The sequence below is a fragment of the Bartonella sp. M0192 genome (assembly GCF_016102305.1).
In the GTDB taxonomy this organism is placed as follows: Bacteria; Pseudomonadota; Alphaproteobacteria; order Rhizobiales; family Rhizobiaceae; genus Bartonella; species Bartonella apihabitans.
Window position 1 is genome coordinate 1,793,306 of sequence record NZ_JACFOU010000001.1, and the last position, 21,399, is coordinate 1,814,704.

The 21,399-nt window shown below is 39.5% G+C and carries 19 protein-coding genes; 14 read left to right on the forward strand and 5 right to left on the reverse strand.

What is annotated here, in order from left to right:
• Positions 1–605 precede the first annotated feature (605 nt).
• Both H3S82_RS07845 and H3S82_RS07850 read right to left on the reverse strand, forming a co-directional pair.
• Positions 606–878, reverse strand: a complete 273-nt coding sequence (locus H3S82_RS07845) for a hypothetical protein (RefSeq protein WP_198232751.1) — start codon at positions 876–878, stop codon at positions 606–608.
• Positions 879–890: 12 nt separating this feature from the next.
• The gene (locus H3S82_RS07850; RefSeq protein WP_198237132.1) at positions 891–1,310 is read right to left on the reverse strand and encodes a hypothetical protein; all 420 of its coding nucleotides are present in this window, start codon (positions 1,308–1,310) and stop codon (positions 891–893) included.
• Positions 1,311–2,993: 1,683 nt separating this feature from the next.
• Here H3S82_RS07850 and H3S82_RS07855 point away from each other — a divergent pair.
• The 11 genes from H3S82_RS07855 (at position 2,994) to H3S82_RS07905 (ending at position 15,796) form a co-directional block, all read left to right on the forward strand.
• Complete coding sequence (locus H3S82_RS07855) at positions 2,994–3,734, forward strand: SDR family NAD(P)-dependent oxidoreductase (RefSeq protein WP_198233037.1); 741 nt, start codon at positions 2,994–2,996, stop codon at positions 3,732–3,734.
• Positions 3,735–3,873: 139 nt separating this feature from the next.
• On the forward strand, positions 3,874–5,247 hold the full coding sequence (locus tag H3S82_RS07860; RefSeq protein ID WP_198233038.1) for an aspartate aminotransferase family protein: 1,374 nt from the start codon (positions 3,874–3,876) through the stop codon (positions 5,245–5,247).
• A 21-nt stretch (positions 5,248–5,268) separates the two neighbouring features.
• A complete protein-coding gene (locus H3S82_RS07865) occupies positions 5,269–6,312 on the forward strand; it encodes an ABC transporter substrate-binding protein (protein ID WP_198233039.1) in 1,044 nt (347 codons plus the stop codon).
• An 81-nt stretch (positions 6,313–6,393) separates the two neighbouring features.
• Positions 6,394–7,464 carry an ABC transporter ATP-binding protein gene (locus H3S82_RS07870; RefSeq protein WP_198233040.1) on the forward strand — a complete coding sequence of 357 codons (1,071 nt, stop codon included), beginning with the start codon at positions 6,394–6,396 and terminating at the stop codon, positions 7,462–7,464.
• Positions 7,461–8,639 (forward strand): ABC transporter permease, encoded by a 1,179-nt coding sequence (locus H3S82_RS07875; RefSeq protein ID WP_198233041.1) that lies wholly within the window; start codon positions 7,461–7,463, stop codon positions 8,637–8,639. The genes H3S82_RS07870 and H3S82_RS07875 overlap by 4 nt, the downstream gene beginning before the upstream one ends.
• A 17-nt stretch (positions 8,640–8,656) precedes the next feature.
• Positions 8,657–9,457, forward strand: a complete 801-nt coding sequence (locus tag H3S82_RS07880) for an ABC transporter permease (RefSeq protein ID WP_198233042.1) — start codon at positions 8,657–8,659, stop codon at positions 9,455–9,457.
• Positions 9,458–9,802: 345 nt separating this feature from the next.
• Positions 9,803–10,510 (forward strand): FadR/GntR family transcriptional regulator, encoded by a 708-nt coding sequence (locus H3S82_RS07885; protein ID WP_198233043.1) that lies wholly within the window; start codon positions 9,803–9,805, stop codon positions 10,508–10,510.
• 33 nt (positions 10,511–10,543) lie between these two features.
• A complete protein-coding gene (locus tag H3S82_RS07890) occupies positions 10,544–11,845 on the forward strand; it encodes an MFS transporter (protein ID WP_198233044.1) in 1,302 nt (433 codons plus the stop codon).
• Between the two features lies 1 nt (position 11,846).
• The gene (locus tag H3S82_RS07895) at positions 11,847–12,725 is read left to right on the forward strand and encodes an amidohydrolase (protein WP_198233045.1); all 879 of its coding nucleotides are present in this window, start codon (positions 11,847–11,849) and stop codon (positions 12,723–12,725) included.
• A 29-nt stretch (positions 12,726–12,754) separates the two neighbouring features.
• Positions 12,755–13,987 carry an alpha-hydroxy acid oxidase gene (locus H3S82_RS07900; RefSeq protein ID WP_198233046.1) on the forward strand — a complete coding sequence of 411 codons (1,233 nt, stop codon included), beginning with the start codon at positions 12,755–12,757 and terminating at the stop codon, positions 13,985–13,987.
• A 369-nt stretch (positions 13,988–14,356) separates the two neighbouring features.
• On the forward strand, positions 14,357–15,796 hold the full coding sequence (locus H3S82_RS07905) for an NAD-dependent succinate-semialdehyde dehydrogenase (RefSeq protein WP_198233047.1): 1,440 nt from the start codon (positions 14,357–14,359) through the stop codon (positions 15,794–15,796).
• 257 nt (positions 15,797–16,053) lie between these two features.
• Here the strand turns inward: H3S82_RS07905 and H3S82_RS07910 are convergent, their stop codons facing one another.
• From H3S82_RS07910 to H3S82_RS07920, 3 genes are all read right to left on the reverse strand, one after another.
• A complete protein-coding gene (locus H3S82_RS07910; RefSeq protein WP_198233048.1) occupies positions 16,054–16,302 on the reverse strand; it encodes a hypothetical protein in 249 nt (82 codons plus the stop codon).
• 468 nt (positions 16,303–16,770) lie between these two features.
• Positions 16,771–17,250 carry a thermonuclease family protein gene (locus tag H3S82_RS07915; protein WP_198224439.1) on the reverse strand — a complete coding sequence of 160 codons (480 nt, stop codon included), beginning with the start codon at positions 17,248–17,250 and terminating at the stop codon, positions 16,771–16,773.
• Between the two features lie 418 nt (positions 17,251–17,668).
• Positions 17,669–18,313 (reverse strand): hypothetical protein, encoded by a 645-nt coding sequence (locus H3S82_RS07920; RefSeq protein WP_077971724.1) that lies wholly within the window; start codon positions 18,311–18,313, stop codon positions 17,669–17,671.
• Positions 18,314–18,954: 641 nt separating this feature from the next.
• On the opposite strand from H3S82_RS07920, the gene grxB reads away from it, so the two are divergent.
• From grxB to H3S82_RS07935, 3 genes are all read left to right on the forward strand, one after another.
• On the forward strand, positions 18,955–19,605 hold the full coding sequence (gene grxB, locus H3S82_RS07925) for a glutaredoxin 2 (protein WP_198233049.1): 651 nt from the start codon (positions 18,955–18,957) through the stop codon (positions 19,603–19,605).
• 20 nt (positions 19,606–19,625) lie between these two features.
• Positions 19,626–19,976 (forward strand): DMT family protein, encoded by a 351-nt coding sequence (locus H3S82_RS07930; RefSeq protein ID WP_077971728.1) that lies wholly within the window; start codon positions 19,626–19,628, stop codon positions 19,974–19,976.
• 80 nt (positions 19,977–20,056) lie between these two features.
• Positions 20,057–21,268: an NADP-dependent isocitrate dehydrogenase gene (locus H3S82_RS07935; RefSeq protein ID WP_077973559.1), complete on the forward strand. Its 1,212-nt coding sequence runs from the start codon at positions 20,057–20,059 to the stop codon at positions 21,266–21,268.
• Positions 21,269–21,399 lie beyond the last annotated feature (131 nt).

A 21,399-nucleotide genomic window follows, 5' to 3' on the forward strand; every position in this document is an offset into this window, starting at 1 on the left:
TATTATGAGATACAGAATACCTAAGTTATTCAAATAGACCATCCAATGAAGCACATGCGATCGGTCTTTCTTGGTCGTATTTTTCTTTTATCTTGAGACAAGATAGTAGCTATCGGAGAGCCTGCAAACCTATTTATTATGGTTGTCATTTGATGTCTTTCATAACAATGTCTTCACGACTTTTGTTGTTTTATAAATATGATTTTTATACGAATAGCTGTTTCCTCATCCAATCAGGCAAGCAAACTTATGCGTTAGATTTTATTCTTTCTGCCACTTGTTACACTTTTGGGCGGTTGTTGGCTTTCAACCAATATCCCTGCTAAAATACGGGAAACATGGCGAGGTCGGCCAATCAGTGATTTACAAAAAGCCATCGGGCCAGGTGGTGGTTTTAGCGTGGATGAAAAGGGCGAAAAATATTATTACCGACAAAAAGAAGGCAACTTCTTGGTAACTGGTTCAGGCAGTCCGCTCGGGGGCTATGTTACTAAATCATGTGAATTGCGTGTATATGTTGATAACGAGGACAAGATCACAAGATTTGTCACTTATAATAAAGGACTGAATTGCGCCCATTATAGTTCGGATTTGAAATAGTGGGGTTATCTACATTTATAAGGACTTTCACTCTTTAATTCTTTTCCGCTATGAATATCCGTAATGTGGACGGTGGCTCCAGGGTTGTTGGCGCAAATTGCATTTCTCATCGTATAAATCATGCGTCCTTCAGCATAAATTTCAGACTTTTCCATAATCGGCTTACCTGCTTGATCGACTGCGGTGACTTTGTAGTCACCGCTCATTGTCAAACAACCACTTATGAAGATAGTCGCCATAGAGATTGATGCGATACCGATTGTCTTCATTTTCATCATGTTTTCTCCTGATTAGGGCTCACATACTGGCAGATGCTCGTCTTTCCATTCTTTGCAATAAGCACTATTCACTCTTCTCGAAACACTGCGGGAGGGAATAACCGCATTTGGTTTACAAGCAGGTAGGTTTTGGTTCCTGTATGTATAACAGGCGGCATCTCTGCCTACACGTTCTATGACTCTAAAACCAGACTTTTCCATACATGATGTGTACTCTACCGCCTGGTTATCTGTTAAGTCATAACCTTGCCATGTGACATAATAAGGTGCAGGATACCCACATTCCATGAGGGCTTTTTTGACCTCTAATTCATCAGCACCTTTTTTAACATAAACTTCGTGGATTGGCCCCGGTGGCTGATCCAGGTGGCCAAGACTACAACCTGGCAAAATAGTTATCAGAAGAATAGTGGTCATTTTTCTAGAAATCATAACTATCTCCCAGCTCGCTCCTATAGACCTTGTGATGGACCAAATGACTTACGACATTCGTGACCGGAGTTACCATAACAACAACAGGCGTTAATCCTACCAAGTAAGACATTCCGGATTTCCATGTTGTTATACCGAGGCCCGGAATCCGCGTCATGATTATTGGATTTCCACCGACAAATGATCCGACAAAATCAACTTTATGATTTTCTATCATCACGCACTATTACTTTTGTCTCCACTCAATTTATTCGAGAGTTCGGCAGTTTGTTTTGCGTTTGAAGCTCAACCGAAAAAACACATTCCGCTCTCGGAGACAAATCACCTATCCAATTCGAAGTGAAAAAACAAAAAATGACAAAATTGACGCTCCACTAAACGGAGGAAAGTCCACTCCTTCTTTACGTTCGTCCCTCAAGTTGAAAACAAACCAGAACAGGCAGAAACTTCTCTTGTTTTATACGTAAATTATCTCGAACCATTTGAAGACGGACACCAAGCACCATCTACAGCGCTATGTAAGTCTACCCTTCGTTACAAAAGGTCTATACCGGTTAACAAACACGGACTATTTGTTTGCCGATAAAGGCTGAAATGACATAATCTCCGGCGCGTCTTCTATCAGAAGAATAATGCCCGTCATTTGGCCAAGAGCAAACTAGAAAATTTTCCTGTCTGCGATTTCCAATCTTAGAAATACGCAATCCGCATCAAGTTATATTCTACAGGTTAAACAATTTCACCGCACCGCCACCCAATACCCGGAAAATCCTTCGAAGCATTTTTGGTTGTCTCAACCTTCAAACTACGGCTACCTAACTTATAAACAAACCTATCTCTTCTATTTTCCCTTTCTGGTACCGATAAATATTTATCCGTTAGCGTAATTAATGTTTTTCAAAATGTATAAATTGCTCAATTGCACTTTCCTGTGTTTCTGACAATTGAACGTTTTTGCCAGGTTAATTGGTTTTAACAACTGATGATTGTGAACATATTTTGTTTTAACGTCAGCCTTCAAAAAATTCGAGATTTGATAGAACGACATATCATCGTTAAAATTGAGTACCTGCAGGTTCAATGCCGGAATAACACTGAGACAACAATGTTATTTCCAGATTTTCTTATTTTTCCTTACGTGAGCCTCCCCTACTAAAGATACCAACGGAGATTTTGTCCTACCCCTCTGATAACACTTTACTTAAAAGTAGCAGGCCATACATTTTGCATCGAGGTATGCAGGGACACACTGCCGAATTGTTAGCAATTTTTAGCATCTCTTCCCGGTTTAATAATTTTATCAAAAAATAAAATAATATTAAAAACTTATATACGAAAAATAGTAGTATATTTTATTCATATTATCCTATTCAATATGACGCCATATCATAACAAATATTCACATAAAACATATATTATATATGAATATATAATATTCTATATTTGCAAATTTATATTGCCTATAAACTGTCAATCATTTTTTATTCCATTTATTGTTCGTTAAAAAATGACGTGCAATCCCAGAAAATTAAAACATGAAATCCTATCTGAAGATGTACTTATAAATACCATTTAGTCAAGTTTAGTCTGACAACACCTCTAGAATTACGTGAAAAAATACTATTGACATAAGATTTGTTAACTCATACTATGACCTGATGAGTTGGAGGGGGATACCAGAACATGGGAAAAGAGGAACGTTTTGTTCTCGTTACTGGAGCTAGCCGTGGGATAGGTTATGCTACAAGTAAGCTCTTTGCCGAGCGGGGATGGCATGTTTTAAGTGTTTCGCGAAGTAATTTTTCAAACAACCATTTGTGCGCACTGCATGAAGATAATCATATACAGATTGACCTTTCAGACCTTTCAAAAATTGACTTATTAGTGTCAGAAGTGCGCAAGCGTTTAACTGATGGTAAATTGCACGCATTGATAAATAATGCAGGGATTTCGCTTAAAAGTCCCGATAAGAAACGCTTAGGTATTTTAGAAACAGACAAAGACGTTTGGTGTAAGACTTTAAATACTAATCTTGTGTCTGCTGCGTTACTTACGCGCGCTGTTTTGCCAGAGTTGATTTCAGCAGGCGGTTCTATTGTAAATGTTACCTCAATAGCTGGCGTAAGAGTACATCCTTATGCCGGTGTTGCTTATGCAGTTTCTAAAGCCGGCCTAACAGCGCTTACGCGTGAGATGGCTTATGAGTTTGGGGCACTTGGCTTGCGAGCAAATTCGGTTTCTCCCGGTGAAATTGACACGTCGATATTGTCTCCCGGTACAGATGAGCTTGTTGATAAAGTTGTACCTATGCGTCGCCTCGGAAAACCTCATGAGGTGGCAAGCAGTATATATTTTTTATGCTCGTCGAATTCTTCCTATATCAATGGAGCAGAATTATCAATTGACGGTGGACAGAGAGTATAGTTTTACCGCCTAATTTCGTTAGTGACAGTTTTTACTTTAGATATGACATTTATTTTTTTGGGGGGGAGTGTCAACAATTTAAATTTCGAACAATTTAATAGCATGCAAATTTACAAAATAAATCAGAAAGGAATTCATTATGCATTTTAAGCCTAATTCACCTGAGGCACGTGACATCAGTTATCATATGCACGGCAATACCAATGCAAGACGTCATGAAGAAATTGGTCCGATGATCATTGAAAAAGGTGAAGGTATTTATGTCGAAGATAGTAATGGAAAAAAATATATTGAAGCTTTAGCCGGCCTGTGGAGTGTTGGCGTAGGCTTTTCTGAGCAACGCTTGGTAGACGCGGCTGTAAAGCAGATGAAAAAATTGCCTTATTATCATAACTTTACGCATAAATCTCATAGTCCTGCTATTGAATTAGCCGAGAAACTCGTCAATCTCGCTCCTGTTCCTATGTCCAAGGCTTTTTTTACGAATTCAGGTTCCGAGGCGAATGATACAGTCATAAAAATGGTTTGGTATCGGGCAAATGCCATGGGGCAGCCGAGGAAGAAAAAAATTATTGCACGACGCAAAGGGTATCATGGTGTAACAGTTGCCTCAGGTAGTTTAACCGGATTACCTGCAAATCAAATTTCATTTGATTTACCTATTGCCAACATAATGCACACTTCATCTCCTCATTATTGGAGAGATGCAGCAGAAGGCGAAAGTGAAGAACAATTTGCAACAAGACTTGCAAAAGAATTAGAGACTTTAATTCTTTCTCAAGGTCCTGATACAATTGCAGCTTTTATTGGTGAACCAGTTATGGGAGCCGGTGGTGTTATCACTCCCCCAAAGACATATTGGGAGAAAATTCAAGCAGTCTTAAAAAAATACGATATTTTATTAATTGCTGATGAAGTTATATGCGGATTTGGTCGTACCGGTAAAATGTTTGGTAGTGAGACCTACTCGATTAAACCAGATATTATGGTTATGTCAAAGCAGATATCATCTTCTTATATGCCAATTTCAGCATTTCTTATAAATGATAAAGTTTATAATCCAATTGCCGATGAATCCAATAGATTAGGTACCTTCGGACATGGATTTACGGCTGGCGGTCATCCGGTCGCGGCAGCTGTTGCGGTAGAAAATATCAAAATAATTGAAGAGCGGAAACTCGTTGATAATGCAAGTAATGTTGGTGCTTATATGCAGAAAAAACTGCGTGAGCTTTCTGATCATCCATTAGTAGGTGAAGTGCGTGGAGTTGGCTTGATTGCAGCTATCGAATTGGTGGCAGATAAAGCAAAGAAGCTACCGCTTAATGGGAAAGTTGGTGCGCTTGGTGCGATGATGAACCAAGAGCTGGTCGAAAATGGAGTTATATCCAGAAATATGGGTGACGCCTTAGCATTTTGCCCACCTATGATTATTACTAAACAGCAAATTGATGATCTCGTTAATATTGTTAGTCGTTCATTAGATGTTGTGTCGAAGCAATTGAAACCATAAAAAATAACATGAGGGAACCTAATGAAAAAAATTATAAAATCTACAGCAATCGTTTTGCTTTCAATAGCGTCTTTGGGAGTTGCTCAAGCACGTGATTTAACTGTTGTTGGCTGGGGAGGCACAACACAAGATGCCCATAGAAAGGCTTTCTTCGAGCCTTTTATCAAGAAAACGAATATTCCTATCGTTGAAGATACATGGGGTGGTGGTTATGGAATATTGCAATCCAAAGTTCAAGCAGGTGTCCCTAATTGGGATGTTGTTATGGTTGAAGCTGAAGAGCTATCGCTTGGTTGCCAAGATGGTTTGTTTGAAAAACTAGACTGGAGTAAAATTGGAAATAAAGATGACTTTATAGATGGCTCAGTATCGGATTGTGGTGCAGGCTCCTATGTTTGGTCAACGACATTAGCCTATGATAAAGACCGCTTTCCTGAAAACGGTCCAAAAAATTGGGTTGATTTTTGGGATAAGAAAAAATATCCGGGAAAAAGAACGCTTCGTAAAGGTCCTAAATTTACTCTAGAATATGCGTTAATGGCAGATGGCGTGCCAGCGACTGAAGTTTACGATGTGTTATCTACACCGGAAGGCGTAGATCGTGCATTTAAAAAACTTGATGAGATTAAATCAGATATCATATGGTGGGAGTCCGGGACACAGCCTGTACAACTATTGATTTCAGGTGATGTTGTTATGGCTGCTGCATATAGTGCACGCATTGATGCTGTTGATAAGCTCGAAAACCGTCATCTTCAAATTGTTTGGAATCAAAGTATTTATTCAATCGATTCCTGGGTTATTATGAAAAATAGCCCTAACATTGATAACGCTACAAAATTAATCTCTTTCATAGAAGCTTACGAACAACAATCTCGTGTTCCACAATACTTGGCAAATGGTGTCATTAATAAAAAAGCAGCAATGGATATAGATCCTGAACGTAATAAAGATTTGCCGACAAATCCTGATAATATGAAAGTTTCTATACCTATAAATGTAGAATTCTGGACAGACAATTTAGAAGCTTTAACAGAACGCTATAATGCTTGGTTAGCACAATAGTTTTTTTAATAATTACTATGAGCAAGAGTCAAAATTCGTACCTTTGCCTCTTGCTCCAATCAAGACACTATAGGGAACATCATGGTACAAGATGAAACACGTATTGCTGTGTCATCACTAAAGAAAAAGTATGGCGCATTAACTGTTATAGAAGATCTTAATCTTGATATAAAAAAGGGAGAATTTATTAGTCTGTTGGGGCCATCCGGTTCGGGAAAGACCACTTTATTAATGATTTTAGCAGGTTTTGAAAAAGCTACGAGCGGCTCGGTCTCTCTCGATGGCACACACATAGAAAACCTACCGCCTCATAAACGTGGCTTAGGAGTGGTTTTTCAAAATTATGCTTTATTTCCTCATATGACGGTGGCTGAAAATATCGCCTTCCCCTTGAAAATGCGGCGATATTCGAGATCAATTATTAAACAGAAAGTTCAAAAAGCATTGGATATGGTGCAATTGTCCGATTATGGCAAACGGCGCCCCACTGAAATGTCGGGTGGGCAACAGCAGCGTATCGCACTCGCGCGGGCACTTGTTTTTGAACCACGTGTCATATTGATGGATGAACCCTTCGGGGCGCTTGATAAGCAGCTGCGAGAGCAGATGCAATTAGATATACGCGATATGCATAAGAGACTTGGCCTTACCGTTGTTTTTGTTACACATGATCAATCAGAAGCACTAACAATGTCAGACCGGATAGCTGTTTTTAATAAAGGAAACATAGAGCAAATCGGGACGCCTTTAGAAATATATGAAAAACCAAAAACTGACTTTGTTGCCCAGTTTATTGGTGAAACAAATCTTATAAAAGGCATTATCGCATCAATCGATGATAATTTTATAAGAATGAAAATCAATGACACTGAACTTAAAGTTACTAAAATAAACAGTGTTAAATTAGGAGAGGAAATTGAAATTTCTCTTCGCCCCGAATGCATAACCTTGAGTAAATCCCCCTTAGCGAATGATAATATGTTGCCGGGGAAAGTCAGAGATACAGTATATCGTGGTGAACATACACGTATAGATGTTGATACAGAGATCGGTAAAGTAATAGTGCGAAGCGATCGCATGAATTCTACTTTTGTAAGTAATAACCGTTTAATAATTAATTTCAACGCTAATAATTGTTGGATTGTTAAATGATTAATCAACTATTATTTCGATTTAGAGCTTATTTTTTGGTTGCTCCATTGGCAATATTTGTTGCAATATTTTTTATATGGCCTTTGGCAACTGTTTTCAAGCAAGCTATTTCTGATCCAGTAATGACAATCAATTTCCCTTTGACTAATGAAGAAATTGTTAAGTGGGATAAAGTTTCCAAACCGCCACGCTCGCTTGAAATTGCCTTTATGAAAGACCTACAAAGAATAACCGATAATCAGGTCAGAGGTGAAGTAATCCGCAAACTTAACAGTCAACAAGCCGGGTTTCGGACTTTGATGTCTAATACAGTCAATGCCGTTGATAAAATAGATCCCGCATCAACTGACTATCCGGAAATGACAGCAATTGATAAAAGATGGGCGCAACCGTTATACTGGAATGCAGTCGCTAGAGCATTGCCGGTTTATACTGATCAGTATCTATTGTCAGCAATTGATATGGAACGCGACAAAAATGGTTCCATTCATATGGTAGACGCGTCTCAATCCGCTAATATGTCGATTATGGCTCGTACGCTCATAATTTCGTTACTTGTAACCTTGTTATGTATCATTATTGGCTTGCCTTATGCGATGATCATGGCGTCGGTTTCGACATGGAAACGGCAAATACTTTTAGCGGCAGTTTTATTGCCTCTCTGGACATCTTTGTTAGTTAGAACATCCGCCTGGTACGTTATATTACAAGATAGCGGATTGATAAATACTATTTTGATGAATCTAAATTTAATTGATAGCCCTTTACACTTGTTATTCAATAGAACCGGTGTTGTTATTGCTATGGTTCACGTTTTACTACCATTGATGGTTTTACCTATCTATGGTGTTTTGTTGTCAATACCCAAGAACTTGATGCCGGCTGCTGCTAGCCTCGGCGCTCATCCTATTAGAGCTTTTTTACGTGTCTTATTACCTTTGTCTTTACGCGGTGTGGCAGCAGGTGGACTGCTGGTTTTTATTTCAGCAATTGGCTACTATATCACTCCGGCACTAATCGGGGGGCCAAGTGATCAGATGCTTAGTTCTATTATAGCTTTTTACGCTTTAAACAGTGCAAATTGGGGCATGGCAAGCGCATTAGGAGCAGTTTTATTAGTTACAACGTTAATGCTTTATACTTTCTATAATATGGCTTCCAAAGAAAAATATTAGATATAAGAGGTATATACATGTTGAATTTTTTAAAAGCATTATTTTCCGGTTGTTTGATAGTTTTTCTTTTGGCTCCACTAATAGCTATATTGCCCTTGGCATTTACGAATAGCATAGTACTGTCCTACCCTATTCCCGGATTTTCCTTGCGATGGTTTTATGATATTTTTTATACCTCTGTTTGGTATAATGCCATCATCAACAGTTTAATAGTTGGCACTGGTACAACTATTTTAGCAGTCATTCTCGGGACACTTGCTGCAATCGGGTTGCGCGAAAGAGTGTTCTTCCCAAATCTGTTTAATACGCTGTTTCTGTTACCGATGATTGTTCCTGCCGTTGTTACAGGCGTAGGAATGCAGATTTTATTTTCTAATTTTCATATCATCAATACATATGGAGGTTTGATTATTGCCCATACCGTCATTGCAATTCCGTTCGTTGTAATATGTGTAAGTTCGTCTGTTAAAGGAATAGATAGAAGGCTCGAGTTTGCTGCTGCAAGTCTTCATGCATCGCCTGTATCGGTGTTTTTTCGTATTACATTACCATTAGCTTTTCCCGGCATTGCAACAGGTGCTGTTTTTGCTTTTGCAACTTCACTTGACGAGGTCATTTTAACAATGTTTGTCGCAGGTCCTGCGCAAAGAACCATATCAAGACAAATGTTTTCTACAGTGAAAGAAAACGTTAGTCCATCGATAGCTGCCGCAGCTTTTATATTTATAATGTTTACAATACTTATTATGATCGTCGCAAGTTATCTTCACTACAGGCAGAATAAAGTGAATAAAAACGCTTCAATAACGAGCTTATGACAAATGTAGTATGTCTAGAGTGCTATTTATATAGCCGATTAAAAGAATTTAATGTAAATAAAAACATCATAAAAAAACATATTAACTTTTTTCTTGGTGGTTAAATTATAGATATATTTTGTGTAAGTAAGAAACTAGTTTCTTAATACGGGGGACCTTTTAATTCAAAATGAAAAATGTGCCAATTTGCTGACTTTGAACGAGGTTATAAAACATTTGATGATGACATCTATATTGATCAAAATTGACGTAGAAAAGGTGCAAAGGTAGATCCGGTTGAAGCGCACCAGCTGGACTTAACGTATTAAGTCTGGCTACGCATAACAACATTTTAATGGTTACATAATGATTAAAGAACAATTTAGACGACCTTCCACTTTAGTTGACGTTGTGACAGATAAAATACGAACAATGATAAGTAGATTAAAAATAGGTGAGAAGTTACCCACTGAAAACGATCTGATACAGGATTTGGGGGTAAGTCGTACGACTGTCCGCGAGGCTGTCACCACATTAAAAAGTGAAGGTTTAATAGAAAGCCGACAAGGCGTTGGAGTATTTGTTATATCGCCTAAGCCGCAGCCGGTGTTTAGGCTAACAGATATTGATAACAAAAATAGTTTTGCTGCTTTGTATGAGTTGCGTATTGCTATGGAGGCATCAACAGCTGAACTCGCGGCGTATAGGCGTAATGATGAGCATCTTGTTTCAATTGAAAAAACGCTCATGCGCATGAAAAATCTTGAAACAAGAGCGCAAGCAGATGCGGAATTTCACCTTCTTATCGCTAAAGCAACGGGAAATGAATATTTTGAAAAATTTGTCTTTTTCCTCAACGATCAAATAAGAAGTCTGGTTCACAAAGCCGTTTACAATACGAATAACAAGCATCCTGATCAAATACCGGTCGTCTTAAAAGAACATTATCAAATTTACGATGCAATAAAATCCGGTAATGGAACGGCTGCTTATAGTGCCATGCGCTCGCATCTTATTAATGCTGCAAACAGGAGCGGTTACAGAATGGAGAATTATAACAAAATCGCATCGTGAATATTAATTCAATAATTTTATAAGCGGGAATAAATGAAAAATATAAAAACAATTGAAGTTGAAGATTCTAGTCTTGCTGCTTTCTATCTTGATATGAATCAAACCGAACGTAAAACATTCTGGGCTTGTGCATCAGGTTGGGCGCTTGATGGGCTGGATGTCATGATTTACCCGTTAGTCATTGGGACTATAATTGCCATGTGGCAAATCAATGAGGGTATGGCAGGCATGGCTGTTACAATTACACTGCTGGCCTCAGCCGTTGGGGGGTGGTTAGCTGGATATTTAGCTGATCATATCGGGCGTGTAACCACATTGCAAATAACGATTGTCTGGTTTTCTTTTTTTTCTTTATTATGTGCTTTAGCACAAAATTTTGAACAATTAATGATTTTTTGTGCACTGCTTGGACTAGGGGTTGGTGGAGAATGGGCTACCGGTGCTGTCCTATTAGGAGAAACTGTTAGAACTCAATACCGCGGACGAGCAGTTGGTTGTGTGCACGCCGGTTATGCCGTTGGTTGTGTGCAAGCCGGTTATGCCGTTGGTTGGGGCGGAGCTGTATTGGCACAAGCTATATTGTTTTCTTTTATACCTCATGAGATTGCATGGCGTTATATGTTTGTTGTTGGTGCTTTGCCTGCTTTATTGATTTTTTATATAAGACGGCATGTTAAAGAGCCTGCTATTTCGGAAAAAGCACGATTAGCCGCTAAACAACTCGGCAATAAACCGAAAATATGGGAAATTTTTAAACGACCAATTGCGAAAACAACTCTTTTTGCTTCTCTCGCGTCGGCTGGTTGTCAAGGGGGGTATTATGCGATTACGACATGGGTGCCAAGATATTTAACCGGTGAACGTGGTTTATCAATTGTATCTTCAACCGGTTATCTTGCTACACTCATTATTGGTTCTTTTATAGGCTATTTAGTTGGTGCATGGTTGGCTGACCGTATTGGTAGGCGTATGCTGTTTTTAGTATTTTCTCTTGGATCTATAGCGATTGTATTAATTTATACACTTGTACCATTTTCTAATGCTTGGTTGTGGTTTCTAGGTTTTCCTTTAGTTTTTTTTGCATCTGGATACTTTTCAGGAATGGGAGCATTTCTTACAGAACTTTATCCAACACGATTACGTGGTTCAGGTCAGGGGTTTTGCTATAATTTTGGGCGGGGTTCGGGTGCATTATTCCCGCCGTTGGTGGGGTATTTGGCAGGACAAATAGGCTTAGCAGCGGCTGTCGCTATTTTTGCAACTTGCGCATATAGTCTTTTCTTTATTGCTGCATTTATTTTACCGGAAACCCGTGGTCGTGTTTTGGAGGATTAAAATGTCGCAATTCATTAGACCATGCCCGGGCCCTGCTGATGTCCAATTGCCTCCAACCCGAATTGTTGTACCCGAAGGGGCTGTGGATTGTCATGCTCATGTGATTGGACTTCCCCCGCAATATCCTTTCGTTGAAACACGTAGTTATGATCCACCGGAAGCGACAATTGAAAAATATATTGCAATGCTCGACGCAACAGGCATGCAATACGGTGTTCTGGTTCAGGTGTCTGTACATGGTAGCGATAATCGCTTACTTCTTGAAGCTTTACATTCCTATCCAAAAAGGCTTGCCGGTATAGCAGTAGTCCCACTCGGGTTACCGGAAAAACAATATGTTGCTTTAAAAGATGCAGGAATTGTTGGCTTACGCCTGAATGTACTTTATGGCGGCGGAATTGGTTTTGAACACGTGGAATTCTATATTGATTTAGCTAAAGATACGGGGTGGCACCTGGAGTTTTTAATTGGTGTAGATGATTTACCATCTTTAGTACCCCGAATTAAGAATATTTCTATCCCTTATGTTATTGATCATTGGGAGCACTTCCCGGTTAATCGTAGTCTACTCGATCCAAGTTTTCAAACTATGTTATCTATGCTCAGAGACGGCGGCTGGGTTAAATTGTCTGGTGCGTATCGTAATAGCGTAGAAGGATTTCCTTATCTCGATACAATACCATTCGTTAGGCAAATTCATCAAGCAGCTCCAGACCGATGTGTTTATGGTTCTGATTGGCCACATGTATCACACTGGAAACATATGATGAATGTCGGTGATCTCTTAAATTTAATGGCTGACTGGGCACCTGATGTAAAAGATCGCCATAAGGTTTTTGTTGAAAATCCTCACAAACTTTATCAGTTTCCAAAATATTAATAATTATTTAAACAAAGGTATTATTAATTATGAAAAAAGATATATTGCAAGACAACGTTGTTCAACAAAAACGAATAACTAGAAAAATACCAAAGAAATTATGTAATATATATAGTCTTGATGACTTCGAGATATTTGCTCGCAAAAAATTGCCTCGTCAAATTTATGGATATTATTCCGGTGCAGCTGAAACTAATCAATCGTTGAAATATAATCGTGATATTTTTCAAAATTATTTCTTTGTTCCACGTATATTGCGCGATGTATCGAAGCGGTCTACTCAACACAGTTTATTTGGAAAAAAATATAAGTATCCATTTGGTATTGCTCCAATGGGGCTTTCAGCTTTAGCCACTTGGCAAGGGGATATCCAACTTTGTCGTGCTGCCAACAAACAAAATATCCCCATGGTTTTGAGTGCAACCTCGCTTATAAAGTTAGAAAAACTTGGAAAAAAAGAAGACTGTAAATGGTTTCAACTTTACCTGCCTGGTGAAGACAATAGAATTTTGCAAATGCTTGAAAGAGTTAAAGCTTCCGGTTTTGAAAATATCGTTCTAACGGTTGATTTGCCAGTTACAGCCAATCGCGAAAACAATGAAAAAACCGGGTTTTCAACTCCTTTAAAACCGAATTTCCGGCTTGCTTGGGATGGGATAACGCATCCTGTGTGGTCGATACAAACATTTTTAAGATCTTTTTGTAACGGAGTTCCGCATTTCGAAAATATGGATTATTTTCGAGGGCCTCCTATTATCTCGCGTAATTTCGAACGTGCCCGGGGGGCAAGAGACCAGCTGAATTGGAAGCACGTCGAGCTTATTCGCAAAAATTGGAAAGGTAATTTTATCGTTAAAGGAATTCTTTCTGCTGAAGATGCGATCAAAGCAAAAGAAAGTGGTGTAGACGCTGTTTGGATTTCTAATCATGGCGGGCGCCAATTGGACGGTAGTGTTTCTCCGGTTAGCGTATTACCAAAAATTCGTAAGGTTGTTGGCGACTATCCAATTATTATTGATAGTGGTTTCCGTCGAGGTAGTGATATTTTAAAGGCATTAGCACTTGGTGCTGACTTTGTATTCGTCGGCCGCCCTTTCCTCTATGCAGCTGCCGTAGATGGCGAACAAGGAATTGAACATGCCATAAAATTACTTGGTGATGAGGTTGAGCGAAATATCGCCATGCTTGGAGTAAATAATCTTGATGAAATGAATGCAGATTTTCTGGAAGTGAGAGATGGAGTGTCGTCAAATCAGGTTTGAGTTGTCACGAAGACCAGTATTTTCCTAATTCAACAGATACAAATATTTTAGAAATATTTTTTGTTAGATGCGGGTTTTAATAACTCTTACTTTTATAAATAAATTGTGAAAAATATTGTACGATTTTGATTGTTATTTATATGATTATATATATTTATTTATAGTAATTATATATTAACTATATAACTTATATCATTTTATAAATTTTATAAAAATATTTTTTATTTAATATATTTTTTTACTTGATTATTGTAATATTTTATTTAAATTAAAATTTGCAACAGAGAATAAAAAATAAAACGTTGTTCTCTTAGAGTGGTTAATTCCAATTTATCTAAGCTACAGAGATGTGATTATAAGGGAAAACTAATGTCAAAAAAAAACTATCCAGACACAAAGTTGTTGATCAATGGTGAGTGGGTTGACGGAGGAGATCAATCTATCGCGGTTGTTAATCCAGCCACTGAAGAAGTAGTCGGGCATGTTGCTCATGCGACGACTGCACAATTGGAACAAGCTGCACAATCCATTGCCAAAGGATTTCACATTTGGAAAAACGTTTCGGTTTTTGATCGTTCAAAAATTATGCATAAAGCCGCAACATTATTACGTGAGCGTGCAGATGAAATTGCATGGTTATTGACATGTGAACAGGGTAAGATCCTAAAAGAGGCAAAGATTGAAACATTAGGCGCCGCTGATACGATTGACTGGTTTGCAGAGGAAGCACGTCGTACTTATGGACAGATAATTCCTGCACGTGCTGACAACGTAACACAAATGGTGATTAAGCGGCCAGTTGGACCGGTGGCGGCTTTTACGCCTTGGAATTTTCCAATTAATCAGGTTGTTCGTAAATTATCCGCCGCTCTAGCTGCCGGTTGTTCTATCGTTATCAAAGCGCCAGAAGAGACGCCGGCCTCTCCTGCAGCTCTTGTACAATGTTTCATTGATGCCGGTGTACCTTCCGGAGTCATGGCGCTTGTTTTTGGCGTTCCTGCAGAAATTTCCGAGTTTCTTATTCCACATCCTGTAATCGAAAAAATCTCTTTTACGGGATCTACTGTCATTGGTAAACATTTGGCAGCAATCGCCGGAAAACATATGAAAAAAGCCACAATGGAATTAGGTGGACATGCGCCGGTACTTGTTTTCGATGATGCCGATGTTGATAAAGCGATTTCAATTATGGCGGCATCCAAATTCCGAAATGCCGGACAAGTTTGTGCGTCACCGACCCGTTTTATAGTACAAGATAAAGTTTATGAAAACTTTCTTGATGGTTTTACCAAAGTTGCTCGATCTCTCAAGGTTGGAGACGGTTTAAACGAAGAAAATTCAATGGGGCCATTAGCAAATGAAAGGCGTATTCCAGCAATGGAAAAGATGATCGCTGATGCAATTTCTAAAGGCGCAAAATTGGTTTGTGGTGGTAAGCGTATTGGCAATAAAGGCTATTTTTTCGAACCAACTATTCTTGCCAATGTATCCGTTGATGCCAAAATAATGAATGAAGAACCATTCGGACCAGTCGCTATTATCAATCGATATAATAGCGATGATGATATGATCAACGAGGCTAATCGTTTACGTTATGGCTTGGCATCTTTTGCCTTCACTAAATCAACTGCACGTGTTCAAGCCCTTAGTTCACTTATCGATGCCGGTATGACGTCCATTAACCACAACGGTCTTGCTTTGCCTGAAGTACCTTTCGGCGGTATTCGCGATTCAGGATATGGCACAGAAGGTGGTTCTGAAGCTATTAATGCTTATTTGGATCTAAAATTTGTTACCTTGGCATCATAATGCTTTTTTAGGTCAACTTCGAGTTTTTATCATGGCGTGATATTTTCACGCCATGAGCATGAACGCTCCATTTAAATATTTTGAAGCTTTTTCATAAATCATCCGTCTGGCGATCATATTTTATGTGTGATAGCCGGTTAACTTTCTCCAAATTGAAGATAGGTTACATGATGGATTTATAGATATTTTTCTTGAAACGATTCAGTATTGGTTTCAACTTTCCGAATTTTAATAAATAACCTCTTTTTCGATAATGCTTAAAAAAGTTCATTCAATAAGACTTGGATTGGATGACGGAGTTTTATTTTCTTGAAGCGATCCACCTGCGGGCGACAAGAATAGCCGGTTGCAAGTGTTTTCACCCGTTCAATATCGGCTTTTTCCAAGACGTTCCCCCCAATTGTAAGAAAATAATTTTTTTGTGTGTGCTGGTTTTGTTTTTCATGTCCACCAACAGCAATGGCTGATTTAATTGCCCGCTCAACTCCATTGACACCACCAAGCAAACCACCGGCAATCGCTTGAAGCGCTGCTCTAACTACAAAGCTATCTGCCCATAAAGTCCTTTATTCTGGTGTCGTAGCCCCCTTCTCCATCTTGTCGGAGGCATATTTGACGCCCTTAGCCATATTATCGGCAGCCTTAGCCACCTATGTTGGAAACTTTGCTGCCTCCCATGTTAACATCGTTGACAAGATGAATATTTGAACCGGCAAAGGCAATTATGCTCACCAGCATCAAGGTTGATACTGGTTATTTCAATGCGAGCTTAATAGTTCAATACCCCTGCCTCCTATATGAGCGAATGACTTTCCGCCCGAAGGGGCTACCTGAAATAGCTATAAGGTGACGGCTCGATATGCGTCTCGCTATTGCGGGGACTAAAATTGCGCAAATAATCTATTATAACATATGGCAGTTTTCGCCCCCTCCTTGATGAAGGAAGACACAAAGGCTTAGCTCTTTTAAATTTTTTATTTTTCAGTCAATTTCCACGGCGCAGCTTCGTTATGTTGCCAAACACCGCTCTTGTTTGATTGTGCCTGTTTTTCTGAAACGCCGTAAAAACCATTGGAATATTTCGGCCAATCGATCGCATAGCCGTTGCGAACCATCCAGCCTGCTATGTCATCCCCAGTTGAGGTATAGCAAATTGCAATCGTATTGCCTGAATTATCATTGCCACGCGGTTCGCAGCGCACAGGTTGCAATTCTGTCAGCCATTGCGAAAGTGCAGATGCGGCTTCTTTTCCGCAATCATAGCCGGCATCCTGACCATCTTTACATGTCTGGTTAAGTTCCGGAGCATCTACTCCCCACAATTTTATGCGTTGATTTTGAATTTCGAGTGTTTCCCCATCAATAACTTGGATAGCTCCGATTATTGCAGTACGGCTTTCAGCAAAGGCCGGCAATGTCATCACACAAAGCAAAATTGAAATGAGAAAGCGCATTATACACTCCATACCATCTTTCTAGACTTGAAACAGTCTAAGCGCATCCATTGTTAATTTAAATAATAAAATAAGGCCGAAAAAAGTTCCAATACCGTCTTTTATTCGACAATTACGGTTTGCCGAGCTGTCACGTTAAGGTGCATCAATCAGAATAACGAACGCACCACCCGCTTACAGACTTATTTCCGCTTTTGTTGATTATTTTCAAGACTCTGTCGGCAGATAAAAACAACTTTTATACAGTTTTAAAAAAAAGATTTTTGAATGATATACGGAAATACAATATTATAAAAATGCCTGATAGTTAGTCCATATTGCGAAAAATAAAAGTAAATCTACAAAAATAAACATATAAAAAACGGTTCAATATACATTTTATATTGAACCGTTATACAAATATAATAGTATATTTCTGTTAATAGACAACAGCAAAATGAATTGATCCGATAGCGCCTGCAAAAATTTGCTTGCCATCCTGTGCAACTTGTTGCACTGCCTTTTGGTCAATTGCATTGCGATCCCACATTGTTCCGCCAATGCTCCCCTGCTTCCAGTCAACCGGTTTACCAAGAAGATTTTCGGCATCCTTCTGGTTATAGATCTTTGCAGTGTCATTTTGCAGGGCTTTGAACAAAGCATCATCACCTTTTGTAAGGCCACCAAGCTGGGCGGTCGATTTAACAAGGTCTTTCAGCTTATCGTCACTGATTTGAGGAGGTGTAAACACCTGAAAATTGCCCGTTGGAACACCTTCGAACCCGGCATATTTAGCCGCATCGGCATCCTTCAAAGTGCCGGTAAAATATTGCGGATTTGTCATGTTCAAATTGACTTGCTGATTGATAATGCCGGATGCATTAATACCTTTTTCAACAAGTTCCTGAATACGCGATAACGCGTCGGAAATACGTGGCGACATCACATTACGATCATCGACACGCACGGTCTGTGTCGCATTCTTTTCCTGAACAATTTCCTGAATATTCTGGGCAGCCCGCAACCCCGGAACATCAAAACCATGATTGACCAAGTTCAAGTCGGTTGATGTGATTGATACCATTTTCGCCTCCGGTGTAATGCCAATTCAGTCCAGCATTATTCTTTGTTAATAATATAGTTCAATTAACCGAAATATGCAAATAAACCGACAAAAGCTGTGAAACCGGATTAATTGTAAAGATAACTGTCCTACCAGAAAAATGTTTTATTGGTCGAGGCAATTCCAATTGAACAAAGACAAACAAAAAACAGTAATGCAGGGAAACGATCTCGTAACGCACAGTTTTAAACAGATCGGTTAAAACTAAGGAATTTCTACCCAATACATTCTTTGTATGAAATCCACGTCTTATAGTTTTCTATAAACGGATCATAGTAAGCTCACCATGTTTGCCATTTTTGAAAACAAGGATTTCCTGCTATCCTAAACCATTGACGCGATTGGCGAACGACCAGCCGTGATCATAATCGGCTCTGATTGTTGCATTGACGGGAGTGTTGCATTGACGGAAGTGATACATTGACCGGAGTATTACATTAATGCGAAATCAGGCGCGTTATCCCGAAATCAAATCGCTCCTCTTCAATTTTACTTTTCTTTCCTAATCAGTCGTTTTGAGCTAAGGTTGGAGAAGATAACTTCAGTCCTGCAATGCTGCCCATATCACTGAGCGAACTCCTATAGATGTAAGGAATTATTCGATGAAACTTTATTATTACGACCATTGCCCATTCTGTGTCCGTGCCAAGATGGTGGCCGGATATAAACAGGTTCCTGTTGAATATATTGTTTTACTGAATGATGATTCTGAAACATGTATGCGGCTCGTTCACAAAAAACAGGTGCCAATTCTGGAATTCGACGATGGTTCCGCTATGGTGGAAAGCTTGGACATTGCGCATAAATTTGATGAAATTGGCGAAAAAAGTCGGGTTGTTTCTCCGGCAACAGACATACAAAAAAAAGTCACTGACGAGCTTTCCGAGGTCTCTTCGGATATTAATGCATTGCTTTTCCCGCGAAATGTAAAAGCGTCTCTTCCGGAATTTGCTACAAAATCAGCCATTGAATATTTTCAAGGCAAAAAAGAAAAAAACCTTGGCAAATCATTTGATCAGGCGATGGCTGAAACAGCCGAACATAAAAAGAAGGTCGAAGACAAACTCGCAACTTTGTCTTTTCATCCGGATAATACCAATGAAAACTTGAGCTGGGACGATGTCATGATCTTTCCGACATTACGCAATCTGACGATTGTCAAAAACATCAAAATGCCACAGCAGCTCCAGAATTATGTCAAACATATTTCTGCTCTGACCGGCGTTCAACTTTATTACGATCGCGCTTTATAAACTTTTTTAATTTACGACAAATGCAAATTTTACCCTATATCGCGCCTATCGGCTTGTTGTTGTTATCAAATGTTTTCATGACCTTTGCCTGGTATGGGCATTTGAAATTCACCAACAAGCCGTTAATGATCGTCATTATTGCAAGTTGGGGAATTGCATTTTTTGAATATTGCCTTGCAGTTCCGGCAAACCGATTGGGACACACTGTGTATAGTGCGGCCCAACTCAAAACGATTCAGGAAGTGATCACACTTCTGATATTTTCCGGTTTTTCCATTCTTTATCTTGGCGAAAAACTGACTATAAACCATTTTGTCGGCTTTGCGCTTATTGTAAGCGGCGCCTACTTCATCTTCAAAGGTCCGTTATAATCTCGGTTTAGGGCTTTCCAGTTCGTGTTTGCGAATGTTATAACGGCAAAAATACCAAAATTATGGAAGAGGATTATCATATGGCAAAGATCAAGGTCGCAAATCCCGTCGTCGAACTCGACGGCGATGAGATGACACGCATTATTTGGCAATATATCAAGGAAAAATTGATCCATCCCTATCTCGATGTAGATCTGAAATATTATGATCTTTCGATAGAAAATCGTGATGCGACCAACGATCAGGTAACAACCGACGCTGCAAACGCCATCAAGAAATATGGTGTTGGCGTTAAATGCGCGACAATCACACCCGACGAAGCGCGCGTTAAAGAGTTCAACCTGAAAAAAATGTGGAAGTCGCCGAATGGTACAATCCGTAACATTCTTGGCGGCGTTATTTTCCGTGAGCCAATTATTTGCAAAAACGTTCCGCGACTCGTTCCGCACTGGACAAAGCCGATCATTATCGGTCGTCATGCTTTTGGTGACCAATATAAAGCAACAGATTTCAAATTCCCCGGCAAAGGCAAGCTGACAATCAAATTTGTGGGTGAAGACGGAACCGTTATTGAACATGACGTTTATGATGCACCGGGGGCCGGCGTTGCATTGGCCATGTATAACCTTGATGCATCAATCCGCGATTTTGCCCGTGCATCGTTCAATTATGGTTTGCAACGCAAAGTTCCGGTCTATCTTTCCACAAAGAATACCATTTTGAAGGCTTATGATGGCCGTTTCAAAGATATCTTTCAGGAAGTTTTCGATAAAGAATTCAAGTCTGAATTTGATAAATACCATCTCACTTACGAGCACCGTCTGATTGATGACATGGTGGCCTCATCACTGAAATGGTCCGGTGGTTATGTCTGGGCATGTAAGAACTATGATGGTGATGTCCAATCCGATACAGTGGCTCAGGGGTTCGGCTCTTTGGGGCTCATGACCTCTGTTCTTATGACACCTGACGGCAAAACAGTTGAAGCCGAAGCTGCACATGGAACAGTAACCCGCCACTATCGCCAATATCAGCGCGGCGAAGAAACATCGACCAACTCGATTGCTTCAATTTTCGCGTGGACACGCGGTTTGGCACACCGTGCAAAGCTCGACAACAATGACCAGTTGAAGCACTTTGCCGATACACTTGAAAAAGTATGTGTCGACACGGTTGAATCCGGTTTCATGACCAAGGATCTTGCCCTGCTCATCGGACCGAACCAGAAATGGCTTTCAACAACAGGTTTTCTTGACAAGATTGCGGAAAATCTTGCCAAAGCACTTGCTTGAATATTTCAAATTTAAAAAGCCGAAAGCCCCGTTTCACACGGGGCTTTTTCTCTTGGCGGGAACAAAAATTGCTGATCAAAGTTTCGTTTCTTGGCTCCACGGTCTTATGACGTTATTTAGAAGACCGGCAC